This window comes from Ruegeria sp. HKCCA5763 (genome assembly GCF_013034545.1).
Taxonomy (GTDB): domain Bacteria; phylum Pseudomonadota; class Alphaproteobacteria; order Rhodobacterales; family Rhodobacteraceae; genus Ruegeria.
Genome location: NZ_WQGF01000008.1, coordinates 115,447 through 130,328 on the forward strand (window position 1 = coordinate 115,447; position 14,882 = coordinate 130,328).

The following is a 14,882-nucleotide window of genomic DNA, read 5'->3' on the forward strand; positions in this document are numbered from 1 at the left end:
CGCAACGCCACCTTTGACAGCCCCAACGTGTCTTTGCAGGGTGTCCGCAGGAGGATGGGATGCCGTCGGAAATACTATTGGTTCTGGTGGTCGGAGGAATCGCCGGAATCACATTGCTTTTGCATCTGACGGGCCATTCGGAGCCTTTTGTGCTGACACCCGAAACCGCACGCGCACAATGGCTGCGGCATGCACCGGACGACACCATCATTGATGTCACGATCTCGAATGACCGTCACGCGGCACTGGTGCGTACCGAAACCGGCGCAGGACTGCTGTGGTCCTTCGGTGCCGACACTGTGGCCCGGCATTTGCTGGATTTCGATTGGATCGAACGCCCCGAAGGCTTTGAAATCCAGTTTCACGACTTCGACACCCCCGGCACTCTTATCCACCTGGACGAAATAGAGCGCGCCCACTGGCGTCACCTGATGGAGCCCGAATGACCGACCAGATCAGTTTCCCCGATGCCGTTCAGTGGGCGGTTCCCTTTTTTGTGGCCGCGATCTTGGCGGAATTTTTGTGGATCGCCGTCAAAGGCAAAGGCGGGAGATACGAAACGCGTGATGCCGTAACTTCGTTGATCATGGGCGCAGGCAATATCGCGTCCGGGTTTCTGCTGGGCTTCATTGCTTATGGCTTTTTCATGTGGCTGTGGCAGATCACACCGCTGGATCTCGGCACGTCGATCCCGGTGATCATTCTGTGCTTTGTGCTGGACGATTTCCGTTACTACTGGGTGCACCGTTTTGGCCACCGCATCCGCTGGGTTTGGGCAAACCACGTCAATCACCACAGCTCACAGCACTACAACCTGACCACCGCTTTGCGGCAGCCCTGGTCCTATACCTTTACGCTTATGATGGTCGTGCGCGCGCCATTGATCCTGATCGGGTTCCATCCGGCCCTGGTCCTGTTTGTCGGTGGATTGAACCTGATCTATCAGTTCTGGATTCACACCGAGGCCATCGGAAAGATGCCCCGTTGGTTCGAGGCCATTATGAACACCCCTAGTCACCACCGCGCCCATCACGGCCGGAATGCAAGGTATCTTGATTGCAATTATGCGGGCGTCTTCATCATCTGGGACAAGATGTTCGGAACCTTTGTCCCTGAGCAAGAGAACGACCGTGTCGATTTCGGACTGGTTCACAATATCGGTACTTTCAACCCGTTGCGCGTGGCCTTTCACGAATGGGTCGGCATCTGGCGTGACGCGACCCAGCCCGGTCTGACACTGCGCCAACGGCTGGCTTATTGCTTTGCCCCGCCGGGATACAGCCACGATGGCAGCCGCGACAGCTCGGAACAGATCAAGGCCAAACATCTGGCCCGTCATCCAGAAGATTGCGGAACGCCCGGGTTTGAACATTTCGACAAAAAACTGCCCACTGGACAGGCAGAGCGGGTCTGACACCGGCGAACGCGCACCCGCCGCCCTTGAAATTCAGGCTTCGCAGGCCATATCGCTACTCATCTGTGGTCAAGAGTGAAGGAGGGTCGGCATGAACCGTTTGGCAGTCATTTCAACCTATGTCGGGTTGTCCGGCCTTTTGCTCGCGATGATTACAGCGTTGAACAGCACTGCACCGGCATGGATCGCCTTGGGCTTTGCTTTGATGGTTACAGGCGTAGTAGGAGCGGTGCTGAGTGCGGCTTCGTCCCTTGCCCGCGCTTGGAGCATCTCTCGATAAATCCTGAATCTTCTGGCTCCTTAACCGCAGATTCATCTGTTTACCCCGAAACTGTGTCGAAACACCTGCCCCGGACATACCGTCTGTCACGGGCTGATGGGAATCGGCGCTATGGGAAACAAGAAACAACTTAATGTGCCCGATGGGTCAGAAAGCCCGCTGAACGCTGCGGTGTCGACTCGCGATCGTTCGATTGTGCAGATGGCAACCGATGCGGTGAAGCACAAACAGTGCAAGTTGGCTTTTCAACCGGTCATGCAGGCAAACGCTCCTAACGGCGTTGCGTTTTATGAAGGGTTCATTCGTGTGCTGGACGAAACAGGGAGGGTTATTCCTGCGCGCGAGTTCATGCCGCAACTCGAAAACACCCCGATTGGCCGGGATCTGGATTGCGTTGCGCTGGAGTTTGGGTTGCGAACACTGGTGAGAAACCCTGAGATTAGGCTATCGATCAATATGTCCGCCCGCTCGATCGGGTATTCTAGGTGGTCGGCAACCCTGGATCGGTTCCTCAAGCGTGACGCCGCACTGGGCGAGCGGCTGATCCTTGAAATTTCGGAAGGCTCGGCCATGCAAGTACCGGAATTGGTGATCGACTTTATGGACCGTTTACAGGATCGCGGCATTGCCTTTGCCCTGGATGACTTCGGTGCCAGTAATTTTTGCTTTCGCCACTTTCGTGAATTCTTGTTCGATGCCGCCAAAATTGATGGGCAGTTTGTCAGGGGTATCAGCAACAACCCAGACAATCAGACACTTGTGCGTGCTCTGATCGCAGTGGCTCGGGAGTTTGAAATTTTGGTCACCGCCGAATCGGTTGAAACACGCGAAGACGCTGCGTTTTTGACAGCCAGCGGCGTGGATTGCCTGCAAGGGTACTTGTTTGGCGCGCCAAGTGTCGCTGCCCCCTGGAAGCAGGAAAGCGCTTCAAAAACAAGAAGTTGACCACGGGTCAATCAGAAAAATTCGTGCTTTTACAACGCTGAGACAAGCTGACCGTTGCTGCATGTGCAGCATTAGGCTATTGCATGAGTACTTGAGCGGGGATCACGGGGCGCTCTTGTTTCGAGGGGGGCTCCTCTCGGCCTGCGCCGTCAGAAATTCCGCTGGCCCATGACGGTAAAGGACTGATCATATGACCAACGTAGTAATCGCATCCGCCGCACGCACAGGTGTCGGCAGCTTCAGTGGTTCGTTTGCGAACACCCCTGCACATGATCTGGGCGCTGCCGTCCTGGAAGCAGTTGTCGAACGCGCCGGTGTGGACAAAGGCGAGGTTAGCGAAACAATCATGGGTCAGGTTCTGACTGCCGCCCAAGGCCAGAACCCTGCACGCCAGGCGCATATCAATGCCGGTTTGCCGCAGGAAAGCGCAGCCTGGGGCGTCAACCAGGTGTGTGGTTCGGGCCTGCGCGCTGTCGCACTGGGTGCCCAGCACATCCAGCTGGGTGACTCCGAGATCGTTGCCGCCGGTGGTCAGGAAAACATGACACTGTCGCCCCATGCCGCTGCCCTGCGCGCCGGTCACAAGATGGGCGACATGAAGTATATCGACACGATGATCCGCGACGGTTTGTGGGATGCCTTCAACGGCTATCACATGGGTCAGACTGCCGAGAACGTTGCCGAGAAATGGCAGATCAGCCGCGACATGCAGGATGAATTTGCTGTTGCTTCGCAGAACAAGGCCGAAGCCGCCCAAAAGGCTGGCAAATTCGCAGATGAAATCGTGCCCTTCACCATCAAGACCCGCAAGGGCGATATCGTGATGGACAAGGACGAATACATCCGCCACGGCGCAACCATGGAAGCCATGGCAAAGCTGCGCCCGGCCTTCACAAAGGATGGCTCGGTTACTGCGGCGAACGCTTCCGGCCTGAATGACGGCGCGGCGGCGACCCTGCTGATGTCAGCAGAAAACGCCGAAAAGCGTGGGATCGAGCCCCTCGCCCGCATCGCCTCTTACGCAACCGCCGGTCTGGACCCGTCGATCATGGGTGTTGGCCCGATCTATGCCTCGCGCAAGGCGCTGGAAAAGGCAGGCTGGTCGGTTGACGATTTGGATCTGGTTGAAGCCAACGAAGCCTTTGCCGCGCAGGCCTGCGCCGTAAACAAGGACATGGGCTGGGATCCGTCGATCGTTAACGTCAACGGCGGCGCAATCGCCATCGGGCATCCGATCGGCGCGTCGGGCTGCCGTGTCCTGAACACGCTTCTGTTCGAAATGAAGCGCCGCGATGCCAAGAAGGGTCTGGCGACCCTTTGCATCGGTGGCGGCATGGGTGTCGCCCTGTGTGTGGAGCGCGACTAAGTGCGTTGACACCTGAATAACAAAGGGCGTCCCTTGGGCGCCCTTTTTTGTTACAACAGGGTCTTACCCGTTGGATGCGACGATATTGCTACCTAAAAAGGTCAAATCCACAACGAAACAATATTGCGCACGATCACCTCTCAGAGTAACAGCATTACCAAGACGACTAAAATTGAAGGAGTCATAAATGGCACGTACAGCACTCGTCACCGGCGGTTCCCGCGGCATTGGCGCAGCAATTTCCAAGGCGCTCAAAGCCGAAGGATACAATGTTGCCGCTACCTATGCAGGCAATGACGAAGCCGCCGCGAAATTCACCGAAGAAACCGGCATCAAGACCTACAAGTGGAACGTCGCCGATTATGACGAATCCAAAGCGGGTATCGAGAAAGTCGAAGCCGAGGTTGGCCCCATCGACATCGTTGTTGCCAACGCAGGCATTACGCGCGATGCGCCATTCCACAAAATGACGCCCGATCAGTGGAAAGACGTGATTGACACCAACCTGACCGGTGTCTTCAACACCGTACACCCCGTCTGGCCCGGCATGCGCGAGCGTAAATTTGGCCGCGTCATCGTCATCAGCTCGATCAACGGTCAGAAAGGTCAGTTTGCTCAGGTGAACTATGCCGCGACCAAAGCTGGCGACCTGGGCATCGTAAAGTCCCTGGCGCAGGAAGGTGCGCGCGCGGGTATTACAGCCAATGCAATCTGCCCCGGCTACATCGCAACCGAGATGGTTATGGCCGTACCGGAAAAGGTCCGCGAATCCATCATCGGTCAGATTCCGGCAGGTCGTTTGGGTGAACCTGAGGAAATCGCACGCTGCGTGGCGTTCCTGGCCTCGGACGATTCCCAATTCATCAATGGCTCGACCATCTCGGCCAACGGTGCGCAGTTCTTCGTCTGATTCATTTGTCAGAAGACAAAACGGGCCGGTCCTTTTGGACCGGCCCTTTTCTATCCCGTAAGATCGCGCGCGCTGCGATCAGCGGGAACCGAAAATGCGCTTCCAGAATTGCCAAATGACACGGCTGCGTTCTTGATGGGCGCGCAGGATCGCCATCTGCGCGGCGGGATTTGTCGTCATCTCGATCATGGCTGTCTCCTATTCAAATCAGTTTTATTTGACCTAAGGCGAATATGAAGGTTACTTATGAAAGCTACAAACGAGCTTTCTTGGACTTTCAGTTAAGTTTTACTTCACTATGAGCGACTATCTTCCCCCGCTGACCGCGCTCCGTGCGTTTGACGCCGCAGCCCGGCATATGTCTTTCGCGAAGGCGGCGGCAGAGCTGCATGTGACGCCAGCGGCCCTGTCTTTTCAGATCAAATCGCTTGAAGAACATCTGGGCCGACCTCTGTTTCACCGACTGAACCGCGCCGTAGAGCTGACTGAGGCCGGTCGAACCCTGGCACCCGGTACAGCGGAAGGCTTTGCCGCATTGCAAGCTGCGTGGCGCGCCGTGCGCAGGCAAGAGAACGACACCAGCTTGACCGTCACAGCCGGTCCTGCATTGACGGCCAAATGGCTGGCACCACGGCTCTACGAGTTTGCCCGCGCCCATCCTGAGATCGATCTGAAGTTCTCAGCCACGCTGCGCAACATGGACCTTGAGCGGGACGATGTGGATGTCGCCATCCGCTTTGGCAATTCTGCAGATGAAGGGCTTTATTCCGTACCGGTCAGAAAAGAATGGCTTACCCCGGTCATGACACCGGAACTGGCGGAACAATTCGACACCCCGGAAAGCCTGCGACACGCCCCATTGATCCATGACGATTCGATCAGTTTTCTGACCCCGCCCTGCGACTGGCCCGCTTGGTTCCGCGCCATGGGGGTCGATTTCACCCCGACTCATGGCGCGCATTTTTCAAATGCCGATCACGCAATTGACGCCGCTGTCGCCGGTGTCGGAGTGGCGCTTGGACGACGCGCCATGATTCTCAAAGATCTGACCGAAGGCCGCTTGGTCGCACCCTTCAAAGTGGCCTTGGAAACACAAGGCCGATTCCGGTTTTTATGCCTGCCTGGAGCCGAGAAAAAGCCTCAGATCGCGGCCTTCCGAGATTGGTTCCTGACCGAGATCGAAAAAACCGCGCATATATCAGATGAGTTTGAAATCATACCGATTAAAGAGGTTTCCACCTCGTAACTAAAATGCAGCGGAAATCGGATTTTTGGCCGCTTTATTATGGGCATTATTTGACAAATTCACATTCGAATCCGAACCTGCGCCAACCCTACTATGGAACACGACCTGCTTCGCGATTGACGGAACGATTGGAGTGCGCTGGGCCTGTCGGGCTAGCGTTCTATGTGCGGGACGTCGAGGTCATGCAAGGCGACATTCAAATTCTTGGAGCCTCGTCTTACGCGGCCTCTTTGTTGTCAACGCTGGCTTTAGTTGTGGCCGGGACCGCCGCCTCATCCTGAGGGCTTGCGATCGCGACCTTGTTGATCACTGGCGGGGCCTTGATCGCGGCCCGCTCCAGCCTGAAATCTTAGGCAGACAGGCGTTCGATCTCTTCTTTCAGCTTAAGTTTCTGTTTTTTCAACTGAGCAATATGAAGATCATCAATGCCCGGCGAGCGTTGGGCTTGTTCCACTTCGAGACCGAGAGATTCGTGCTTTTTCTTCAGTTCCGTCAGATGTGCGCTCACGCTCATTGCGATCCTCCTTGGTTTACGTGTCTGTAGTTCACGTAAGAAGTTGACCACATCGTTTCCACCCTGTCACGCTGCACAAGCACAGAATCTGTAATAAATCCGACAAAATCGGCTGGTCATTGCCGATCGCCGTCAGAACCGGGGCAACGGCGCGGCGTGTCTCAGGACTGCCACGATCTGGTCTGTATAGCTTTCGCCGTCCATTTCATGGCGCTCGCCCGCGTGCAGAATCAATGGCGCATGGAGGCGAAATGCCGCACGCCCCCCTTTGCGGGCCCGCAAAATGACCAATTCCGCCTGTCGACCTGCGCGCGCGCAGAGCGGCAACACTTCAACTGAGCCCAGTTTATCCGCGCAGGCCACTATCATATCCGGCAAGCGGTCTGCCTTTTGAATCATGTGCAGATACCCTTGCGGGGCCAGACGCTTGGCCGCCACTGATATCCAGTCGCTCAGAGGGGTGTCCTCGCCCAAAGCAATGCTTCGTCCTGCATCGCTGGCCCGGCTATGCGCTCCGGCGCGGTAATATGGGGGGTTGGCAATGATGTGATCAAACTGGCGCTGTCGAATCTCGGTCGGCAAGGCGGTCAGATCAGCCTCAATCAAATCCAGCTTCACGCTGTTCATTTCCGCATTCCGGCGCGCCAAATCGGCATACGCAGGCTGCAATTCAATTCCTGTCAGGTGCAGGCCCGGCACCCGCGCAGACAGGCACAGAATGGCGGCGCCCGCGCCACATCCCAGCTCCAAAACCGACTGATCGGCACTGGCCGGCACTGATGCCGCCAGTAAAACCGGGTCTATTCCGGCGCGATAACCTGAGGCGGGTTGCAGCAGTCGAATCCGGCCACCCAGGAAATCGTTGCAGGTCAAATCATTGTCATCAAAGCGGGTCATCGGCCCAGCGGAATCTCATTATCGCGCATAACACGTTCAGCGCGGGTCAGATCCTCGGCCCGCACCATGAGGCGCCGGGGGAAGATTCCGATACCGCCTTCGAGGATGCTCATATTTACGTCCATCTGAAAGCAGTCTATATCCTCGCCTTCAAGGAGAGCGGATGCAAAGGCCAGGATTGTCGGATCGGTACTGCGCAGTAGTTCTTTCATGGGGATGGATGTAAGGGCAAGGCGAGGTGGAAGTCGAGCCTTGTATCAGGAGTTTGATGACCGTCGACGTGATCTCAAAACCGCATGAGCGCCTCGCTGAACTTTTGGCGGGTGAGATGGAGGCCGTGAATGGCTTGATCCGTACGCGAATGGCGTCGGACCACGCGCCGCGTATTCCGGAAGTTACCCGGCATCTGGTGGAAGCAGGTGGGAAGCGTCTGCGCCCAATGCTGACATTGGCCGCCGCGCAGTTGTTTGGCTATACCGGCGACCACCACGTGCGCCTTGCCGCCACGGTCGAGTTTATTCACACCGCGACACTGCTGCATGACGACGTTGTTGACGAAAGCGCCCAGCGGCGCGGTCGCCCGACCGCAAATCTGCTGTGGGACAACAAATCCAGCGTTCTGGTCGGCGATTACCTATTTTCTCGCAGCTTCCAGCTGATGGTCGAGACTGGGTCGCTGCGCGTTTTGGACATTCTTGCCAACGCTTCGGCTACGATTGCCGAAGGTGAAGTGCTGCAAATGACCGCTGCAACTGATCTGCGTACGGACGAAGATGTTTATCTGCAGGTCGTACGTGGCAAGACAGCCGCACTGTTTTCCGCCGCGACTGAGGTCGGTGGTGTGATCGCTGGCGCGTCGGAAGAACAGGTCAAAGCATTGTTCGACTATGGCGACTCACTGGGCATTGCATTCCAGATTGCGGATGATCTGCTGGACTATCAGGGAGACAGCAAGGCAACCGGCAAGAACGTGGGTGATGATTTCCGCGAGCGTAAGCTGACTCTTCCGGTGATCAAAGCCGTGGCCCAAGCGACGCCCGAAGAACGCGCGTTCTGGGAGCGCACGATTGAAAAAGGCCGCCAACAGGACGGCGATCTTGATCACGCGCTGGGGCTAATGGGCAAATATGCCACGCTGGAACAAACCCGGCAAGACGCCTTGGGCTGGGCCAACAAAGCCAAGGCATCGCTTGAGGTTCTGCCGGATCATGAGATTCGCAGCCTGCTGCGAGAACTGGCAGATTACGTGGTTTCGCGCCTCAGTTAAGCTGAGTGGCGCGGCACCACCAATCAGGATGGGCTGCGCCAATCTCATAAGCAGCGAAATGCGCGTCTTTCATCGTCGGATACAGCGCAAAGCAGGTTGACCCCGACCCCGACATACGCGTGATAAGGGCGCGGTTGGTCGATTGCAGCTCGTCCAGAACCTGTTCTATCTCGCGCGCAGCGCCCATGGCAGGCACTTCCAGATCGTTTCGCTGATCGCTTAGCCACAAGGCACAGTCGTTGGCGTTTTGAAACTCGGGGATGTTCTCAGGCATAGCCGGATTGTCTCTGCTCGCCAGAGCGTTGAACACGGCCCCCGTTGGCACATGCACATTCGGGTTGACCAACAAAGCGGGCAAGTGCGGAAGGTTTACAGCAACCAGTTGATCACCAATGCCTTGCATTCTGATCGCTCGGCCCTTCTGACAGACGGGCACATCTGCCCCCAGTGACAAGGGTAAATCCGGTGGAACGGCATGGCCTTGCTGCGCCAAGGCACAAAGCGTTGCGGCGGCGTCCGACGAACCGCCACCGATCCCCGCCCCGTGGGGCAGAGATTTGCGCAGCTCGATTTGCCCGGTCCACCCGACGCCCTCGGCTGCTTTCCACACCAGATTGCGTTTGTCCTTGGGTACCCCATCGGCGAATTCTCCGCCCACCTCCATGGAAAGCACAGGGCCGGAGTTAAATGTCAGCTGATCACCCAAATCCGCAAAAACTACCAGAGAATCCAACAGATGATAGCCGTCATCTCGACGGCCAGTGACATGCAGGGTCAGATTGATCTTGGCGGGCGCAAACGCCTTAGTTGCCATTGGCGACCTTCAAAGGTTCCGAACCTTCTTCGGCCAGAACGGCATCCAGCCCAACCTCGATCTTGCGGCGAATGCGCTCAGGGTCGGCTTCACCATCTGTATCTTCGGGATCAATGAAAGACAGGGCCCGCTTCCATTGGAATTCGGCCTCACGCGACCGTCCCACGGCCCAGTAGACATCGCCCAGATGATCATTCACCACCGGATCGACCGGCATCAGCTCAACGGCGCGTTCCATCTGTTCAACAGCCTCGTCATAACGACCCAGACGGAACAGGACCCAGCCCAAGCTGTCGACGATGTAGCCACTGTCCGGGCGGGCTGCCACAGCGCGTTGAATCATGTCCAGCGCTTCATCCAGCTTCTCTTTGCGCTCAACAAGGGAATAGCCCAGATAATTCAACACCTGCGGCTGATCCGGGTTCAGCTCAAGCGCGCGCCGGAAATCAGCTTCGGCCTGGTCCCACTGCTTCAACCGCTCATGGCTGATGCCACGGGCATAATGCAGGAACCAGTTACCCCCCGCCGCGTTATCGGTCAGCGCAATCGCCGTATCATAGGACGTTACTGCCGCCTGATAGTTTTCCTGACGCCGCTGCAGGTCAGCCAAGGCCACATGCACACCCGGAAGGTCAGGATCCTGCGCCGCCAGATTTTGCAGCACTTCCACGGCAGCATCGGTTTTACCTGAGCGGTCCAGAACCTCGGCCCGGCCCAGCTCGGCCGCGTGGTGATCATTGCTGTCTGCCGGAACCATGCGATAGGCGGCAACTGCCAGATCATACTGCTCCAGTTGATCCAGAAGATCTGCACTCAGCAAAATGGCGTCCACATGATCGGGGCGCAGAAAACTGGCCAACCGTGTGTAAAGAAGAACGTAGTCCGGCGACGCCTCAGCGTTCAGCGCGGCCCCAACGGAAAAGAAAATTTCGGCCATACCGTCCTGCGCAGAACGGACATGCGTGAAGGGCAGCGTTTCACCTGCCTCAAGTTGGCTGGTATAGGTTTCTATTGTCGGGTCGCTACCCGCCACAAAGACGTCTTCGAGGAACTGTAAGGCGTCTTCGTTCCGATCCAGCTGAGACAGCACCTCGGTTCGCGCCAAAGCCGCACGACGCGTGAAACGCGCCACCGCACCTTCATTGTCCGCAAAGATCACCTCGGCGCCTTCAAAGTCGCCGATCGAGGCCAATGCCATTGCCTTGTGGTACAACGCAAACTCTTTCAGTCCGTCTTGCGTGGCAACGGTTTCGAACTGTTCCATCGCCTTTGTCATTTCGCCCTGCGCCAAATGAGCCCAGGCGGTCATCAACCCATCCACCAACGGCCCGACACCCTGAGTTTCGGGGTTCCGCGCTAAAAGGACGTCGTATTTGCCATCTACAATCAGATTTGCCGCAATTGCCATACGCGCGGCCTGACTGGGCAGATTTGCCTGTTCGATCTGCTCGGCAACCGGCAAGGCACGATCAACTTCGCCCAACGCCAAACGCGCCACGACAACGCTTTCCAACAGCAGCGGATTTTGGGAATCGAACTTCAGGGCTTGGGCATAATAGCGCTCGGCTGCGGCATAATCACTTTCGTAGATCGCCTGTCGCCCGGCCAGATACGACCCTGCGCCCGAGTCAGAGAACGCCGGAACTGCGACCGACGACATGAGAAGCACGGACAGCGCCGCGCGACGAACCAGGGAAACCACCGAAATCCTGCCTTGCTATCATTGACTGACCATCAAGCTAGGGCTTCGGCTGGCAAGAGGCAATGGCAGAGCCTTCACGACCCTGCCAGTGCCCGCTTTTTTGCTTACATGTTGGGGTAGTTCGGGCCATCCCCACCCTGCGGCGTTGTCCAGGTGATGTTCTGGCTGGGATCCTTGATGTCGCAGGTTTTGCAGTGCACGCAGTTCTGAAAGTTGATGACGAATCGCGGGCCCGCAGTTTCGTCCTCGACAACCTCATATACGCCAGCGGGGCAATAGCGCTGCGCTGGTTCGTCAAACTTGGGCAGGTTGACTTTGACCGGCACCTCGGGGTCGGCCAAACGCAGGTGGCAGGGCTGGCTTTCCTCGTGATTGGTCGCCGCGAAAGACACGTTGGTCAGGCGATCAAATGACAGCACACCATCGGGTTTGGGATAGTCGATGGGCGCGTGCTTACTGGCATCTTCGGTCGAGTCTGCGTCGTTCTTTCCGTGTCCGACCGTCCCGAACATCGAGAAGCCCATGGTATTGGTCCACATGTCCAGACCACCCAACATCAGCGATGCGGTCAGACCCCATTTCGACCAGATCGGCTTGACGTTGCGCACTTTTTTCAGATCGCTGCCGATCGGACCGTCGCGCACATCTGTCTCGTATGCGGTCAACTCGTCACCCGAACGGTCAGCCTTGATCGCGTCATAGGCAGCCTCTGCCGCTGCCTTGCCCGACAGCATCGCATTGTGGTTGCCCTTGATGCGAGGCACGTTGACCATCCCAGCTGAACAGCCCAGCAGTGCCACACCGGGTGCGACCAGCTTCGGCATCGACTGATATCCGCCCTCGGTAATAGCACGCGCACCGTAGGCCACGCGCTTGCCGCCCTTCAGCAGATCGGCAACCATCGGATGGTGCTTGAAGCGCTGGAATTCCATGTAGGGATACAGATGCGGGTTCTTGTAGTTCAGGTGAACCACGAAACCGACATAGACCTGATTGTTTTCAAGATGATAGATGAACGATCCGCCACCCGCGTTGCTGCCCAGCGGCCAGCCCATCGTGTGCGTGACAGAACCTTCCTTGTGCTTGGCCGGGTCGATCTCCCAGATCTCTTTCATGCCAACGCCGTATTTCTGCACGTCCTTACCGGCTTGCAGTTCATATTTGGCGATAACTTCTTTGGACAGCGAGCCGCGCACGCCTTCCGACAGGAAGACATATTTACCATGCAGCTCCATCCCCGGCTCGGTGTTAGGCCCGTACGAGCCGTCAGCTTCCAGGCCAAAGACACCGGCGACAACGCCTTTGACTTCGCCGTTTTCGCCATAGACCAGTTCCGAACACGCCATTCCCGGGAAGATTTCAACGCCAAGCTCTTCGGCCTGCTCTGCCATCCAGCGACAGACATTGCCCATCGAAACGATGTAGTTGCCGTGGTTATTCATCAGCGGCGGCATCGGGAAGTTGGGGATGCGCAGTTTGCCCGCTTCACCCAACATGAAGAAGTTGTCTTCGTGCACGGGCACGTTCAGCGGAGCGCCTTTTTCCTTCCAGTCCGGGATCAGCGCGTACAGACCACAGGGGTCAAGCACCGCACCCGACAGGATATGCGCGCCAACTTCCGAGCCCTTTTCCAGAACCACGACGTTCAGGTCGGCATCCAGCTGTTTCAGACGGATGGCCGCCGACAGGCCCGCGGGGCCTGCACCCACGATCACCACATCGTATTCCATCGCTTCGCGTTCAATCTCGGCCATCGCGGGCTCCTTAGCTAACTTTCCGAATTGGCGCTTTCTACATGTGGTCGGCGCAATTTTGTTTCACGGCTGATTACATGGTTGCAAAGACCTTGGTCAATCGAAACACGGCGTAACAATGCCGCTATTCGACACTTCAAGCTTCTGGTGTGTCCCCCATCAGATACCTGGGACCGCTACCATTGGATTTTACCCGGTCATCGGGGTTGTAAAGCGCACATTTCGGCAGGCTAAGACACCCGCATCCGATGCACCCATCCAGATTGTCGCGCAACCGCGTCAACGTATCGATTCGTTGATCCAGATGGGCACGAAGCTGAACGCCGATGGCTTTCCAATCCTGCGGTGTCGGCGTACGGTTTCCCGGCAGGACCGACAACACTTCGCGGATTTCCGGCAGGGTCAAACCGAACTGCTGCGCAATCATCACAAAGCTCAACCGCCGAATGTCGGCTCGCTGATAGCGCCGCTGCCCGCCCGAGTTGCGCCAGGGCGATATCAAACCCTGCGCCTCATAATACCGGATAGCCGATACTGCCAACCCGGTACGCTGGGCCAATGCGCCGATTGCCAGCCCTTCTGAAACAGCCATCACATCCTCAAAAAATACCTTGACCTAAAGTTAGGTTTAGAAATTAGCTTGAGTCGGGACAAGCCTAAAAACAGGAGATCCCATGATGGCAACGCTTGAGCATACAAATTTCACAGTCCGCGATCCGCAGGCTTCAGCCGCTTGGATGGAGCAGGTCTTTGATTGGAAAACCCGATGGGAAGGACCCGCAATTGCAGGTGGTTACACGGTTCATGTCGGATCGGCCCATACTTACCTGGCGCTGTACAAACCGGATGAACCGAAACCTTCGGGCGAAAGCAGCTATGATGTCATTGGCGGCCTCAATCATGTGGGCGTTCTGGTTGAAGATATCGATGCGACCGAAGCCAAGGTTCGAACTGCTGGGTTCGAGCCGCACAACCACGCGGATTATGAACCAGGGCGTCGGTTCTATTTCCGCGACGACAACGGCATCGAATTCGAGGTTGTGCAATATGATTGAGATGATGTGGCTTTACGCCCCTTCCCAGCGATGGCACAGGTCTCGGCACCCTGATCATCGCCACAGACCGCACCCAAAATCCGCACGACGGCGCGAAGTCGCGAATTGATCGCTGTAACCACTGTCACCTCTTGCAATTCACGTGGTATTTGGGTCAGGTAATTGCCAACCTAATATTCGCCCCGACGCTTCTGTGCGGCGGGGCGACTCAATTTATGCGTGGACGTAGAGAGTATGGAAAAGATCCCGATGACGCCTGCGGGCAATGCCGCGCTTGCGGCTGAGCTGAAGAACCTCAAATCCGTTGAACGCCCGGCGATCATCGAGGCGATTGCCTCGGCACGCGAGCTGGGCGACCTGAAGGAAAACGCTGAATATCACTCGGCACGTGAAAAGCAGGGTTTCATCGAAGGCCGCATCAAGGAATTGGAAGGTATCCTGTCGCTGGCCGATGTCATTGACCCGGCAAAGCTGTCCGGTTCTGTTAAGTTTGGCGCAAAGGTGACTCTGGTCGACGAAGACACCGATGAGGAAAAGACCTGGCAGATCGTTGGCGAATACGAAGCCAATATCGAAGCTGGCCTGCTGAACATCAAATCCCCCATCGCTCGTGCCCTGATTGGTAAAGAGGAAGGGGACAGTGTCGAAGTGCGTACCCCCGGTGGCGTGCGTTCTTATGAAATCCTGAGTATCGAGTACACCTAACCGGAGCGCATGA

At 56.9% G+C, this 14,882-nt stretch carries 17 protein-coding genes and 1 pseudogene; 11 read left to right on the forward strand and 7 right to left on the reverse strand.

All coding sequences use genetic code 11. The features are described 5' to 3' along the window. Positions 1-59: 59 nt before the first annotated feature. From GOV89_RS14645 to GOV89_RS22870, 8 genes and pseudogenes are all read left to right on the forward strand, one after another. On the forward strand, positions 60-446 hold the full coding sequence (locus GOV89_RS14645) for a hypothetical protein (protein ID WP_171238497.1): 387 nt from the start codon (positions 60-62) through the stop codon (positions 444-446). Further along, a complete protein-coding gene (locus tag GOV89_RS14650) occupies positions 443-1,414 on the forward strand; it encodes a sterol desaturase family protein (protein WP_171238498.1) in 972 nt (323 codons plus the stop codon). The genes GOV89_RS14645 and GOV89_RS14650 overlap by 4 nt, the downstream gene beginning before the upstream one ends. Positions 1,415-1,505: 91 nt before the next feature. Next, complete coding sequence (locus GOV89_RS14655) at positions 1,506-1,694, forward strand: hypothetical protein (RefSeq protein WP_171179092.1); 189 nt, start codon at positions 1,506-1,508, stop codon at positions 1,692-1,694. A 111-nt stretch (positions 1,695-1,805) separates the two neighbouring features. Continuing rightward, positions 1,806-2,639 (forward strand): EAL domain-containing protein, encoded by an 834-nt coding sequence (locus GOV89_RS14660; protein ID WP_171238499.1) that lies wholly within the window; start codon positions 1,806-1,808, stop codon positions 2,637-2,639. 190 nt (positions 2,640-2,829) lie between these two features. After that, the gene (locus tag GOV89_RS14665; protein WP_171238500.1) at positions 2,830-4,005 is read left to right on the forward strand and encodes an acetyl-CoA C-acetyltransferase; all 1,176 of its coding nucleotides are present in this window, start codon (positions 2,830-2,832) and stop codon (positions 4,003-4,005) included. Positions 4,006-4,192: 187 nt separating this feature from the next. Then, entirely contained in the window at positions 4,193-4,915 is a 723-nt protein-coding gene (phbB, locus tag GOV89_RS14670) for an acetoacetyl-CoA reductase (RefSeq protein WP_171093728.1), read from the forward strand. A gap of 298 nt (positions 4,916-5,213) precedes the next feature. Further along, on the forward strand, positions 5,214-6,161 hold the full coding sequence (locus GOV89_RS14675; protein ID WP_171179089.1) for a transcriptional regulator GcvA: 948 nt from the start codon (positions 5,214-5,216) through the stop codon (positions 6,159-6,161). 140 nt (positions 6,162-6,301) lie between these two features. Continuing rightward, a pseudogene (locus tag GOV89_RS22870) lies at positions 6,302-6,514 on the forward strand (EamA family transporter); the annotation flags it as partial. Here the strand turns inward: GOV89_RS22870 and GOV89_RS14680 are convergent. The 3 genes from GOV89_RS14680 to GOV89_RS14690 all read right to left on the reverse strand — a co-directional run bounded on the left by GOV89_RS14680 (position 6,511) and on the right by GOV89_RS14690 (position 7,784). Further along, positions 6,511-6,675, reverse strand: coding sequence for a YdcH family protein (locus GOV89_RS14680; protein WP_083445267.1), 165 nt, complete (start codon positions 6,673-6,675; stop codon positions 6,511-6,513). The pseudogene GOV89_RS22870 and the gene GOV89_RS14680 overlap by 4 nt on opposite strands. 132 nt (positions 6,676-6,807) lie before the next feature. Then, positions 6,808-7,572: a tRNA1(Val) (adenine(37)-N6)-methyltransferase gene (locus GOV89_RS14685; RefSeq protein ID WP_171179087.1), complete on the reverse strand. Its 765-nt coding sequence runs from the start codon at positions 7,570-7,572 to the stop codon at positions 6,808-6,810. Next, entirely contained in the window at positions 7,569-7,784 is a 216-nt protein-coding gene (locus GOV89_RS14690) for a DUF2007 domain-containing protein (RefSeq protein WP_050604033.1), read from the reverse strand. Before GOV89_RS14690 ends, GOV89_RS14685 begins: the two co-directional genes overlap by 4 nt. Positions 7,785-7,840: 56 nt before the next feature. Between GOV89_RS14690 and GOV89_RS14695 the strand changes: the two genes are divergently transcribed. Then, the gene (locus GOV89_RS14695) at positions 7,841-8,839 is read left to right on the forward strand and encodes a polyprenyl synthetase family protein (protein ID WP_171179085.1); all 999 of its coding nucleotides are present in this window, start codon (positions 7,841-7,843) and stop codon (positions 8,837-8,839) included. Here GOV89_RS14695 and GOV89_RS14700 read toward each other — a convergent pair. The 4 genes from GOV89_RS14700 to soxR form a co-directional block, all read right to left on the reverse strand. Then, positions 8,832-9,653, reverse strand: a complete 822-nt coding sequence (locus tag GOV89_RS14700) for a 4-(cytidine 5'-diphospho)-2-C-methyl-D-erythritol kinase (protein WP_171179083.1) — start codon at positions 9,651-9,653, stop codon at positions 8,832-8,834. The genes GOV89_RS14695 and GOV89_RS14700 overlap by 8 nt on opposite strands. Continuing rightward, complete coding sequence (locus tag GOV89_RS14705; RefSeq protein ID WP_371809111.1) at positions 9,643-11,355, reverse strand: tetratricopeptide repeat protein; 1,713 nt, start codon at positions 11,353-11,355, stop codon at positions 9,643-9,645. The genes GOV89_RS14700 and GOV89_RS14705 overlap by 11 nt, the downstream gene beginning before the upstream one ends. Positions 11,356-11,459: 104 nt before the next feature. Next, positions 11,460-13,109 carry an electron transfer flavoprotein-ubiquinone oxidoreductase gene (locus tag GOV89_RS14710; protein WP_171238501.1) on the reverse strand — a complete coding sequence of 550 codons (1,650 nt, stop codon included), beginning with the start codon at positions 13,107-13,109 and terminating at the stop codon, positions 11,460-11,462. A 136-nt stretch (positions 13,110-13,245) separates the two neighbouring features. Then, positions 13,246-13,701: a redox-sensitive transcriptional activator SoxR gene (soxR, locus tag GOV89_RS14715; protein ID WP_171179080.1), complete on the reverse strand. Its 456-nt coding sequence runs from the start codon at positions 13,699-13,701 to the stop codon at positions 13,246-13,248. Positions 13,702-13,783: 82 nt separating this feature from the next. Here soxR and GOV89_RS14720 point away from each other — a divergent pair, with 82 nt between their 5' ends. Both GOV89_RS14720 and greA read left to right on the forward strand, forming a co-directional pair. Further along, entirely contained in the window at positions 13,784-14,164 is a 381-nt protein-coding gene (locus GOV89_RS14720) for a VOC family protein (protein WP_171179077.1), read from the forward strand. A gap of 234 nt (positions 14,165-14,398) precedes the next feature. Then, positions 14,399-14,869 carry a transcription elongation factor GreA gene (gene greA, locus GOV89_RS14725; protein ID WP_171179075.1) on the forward strand — a complete coding sequence of 157 codons (471 nt, stop codon included), beginning with the start codon at positions 14,399-14,401 and terminating at the stop codon, positions 14,867-14,869. Positions 14,870-14,882: the final 13 nt, after the last annotated feature.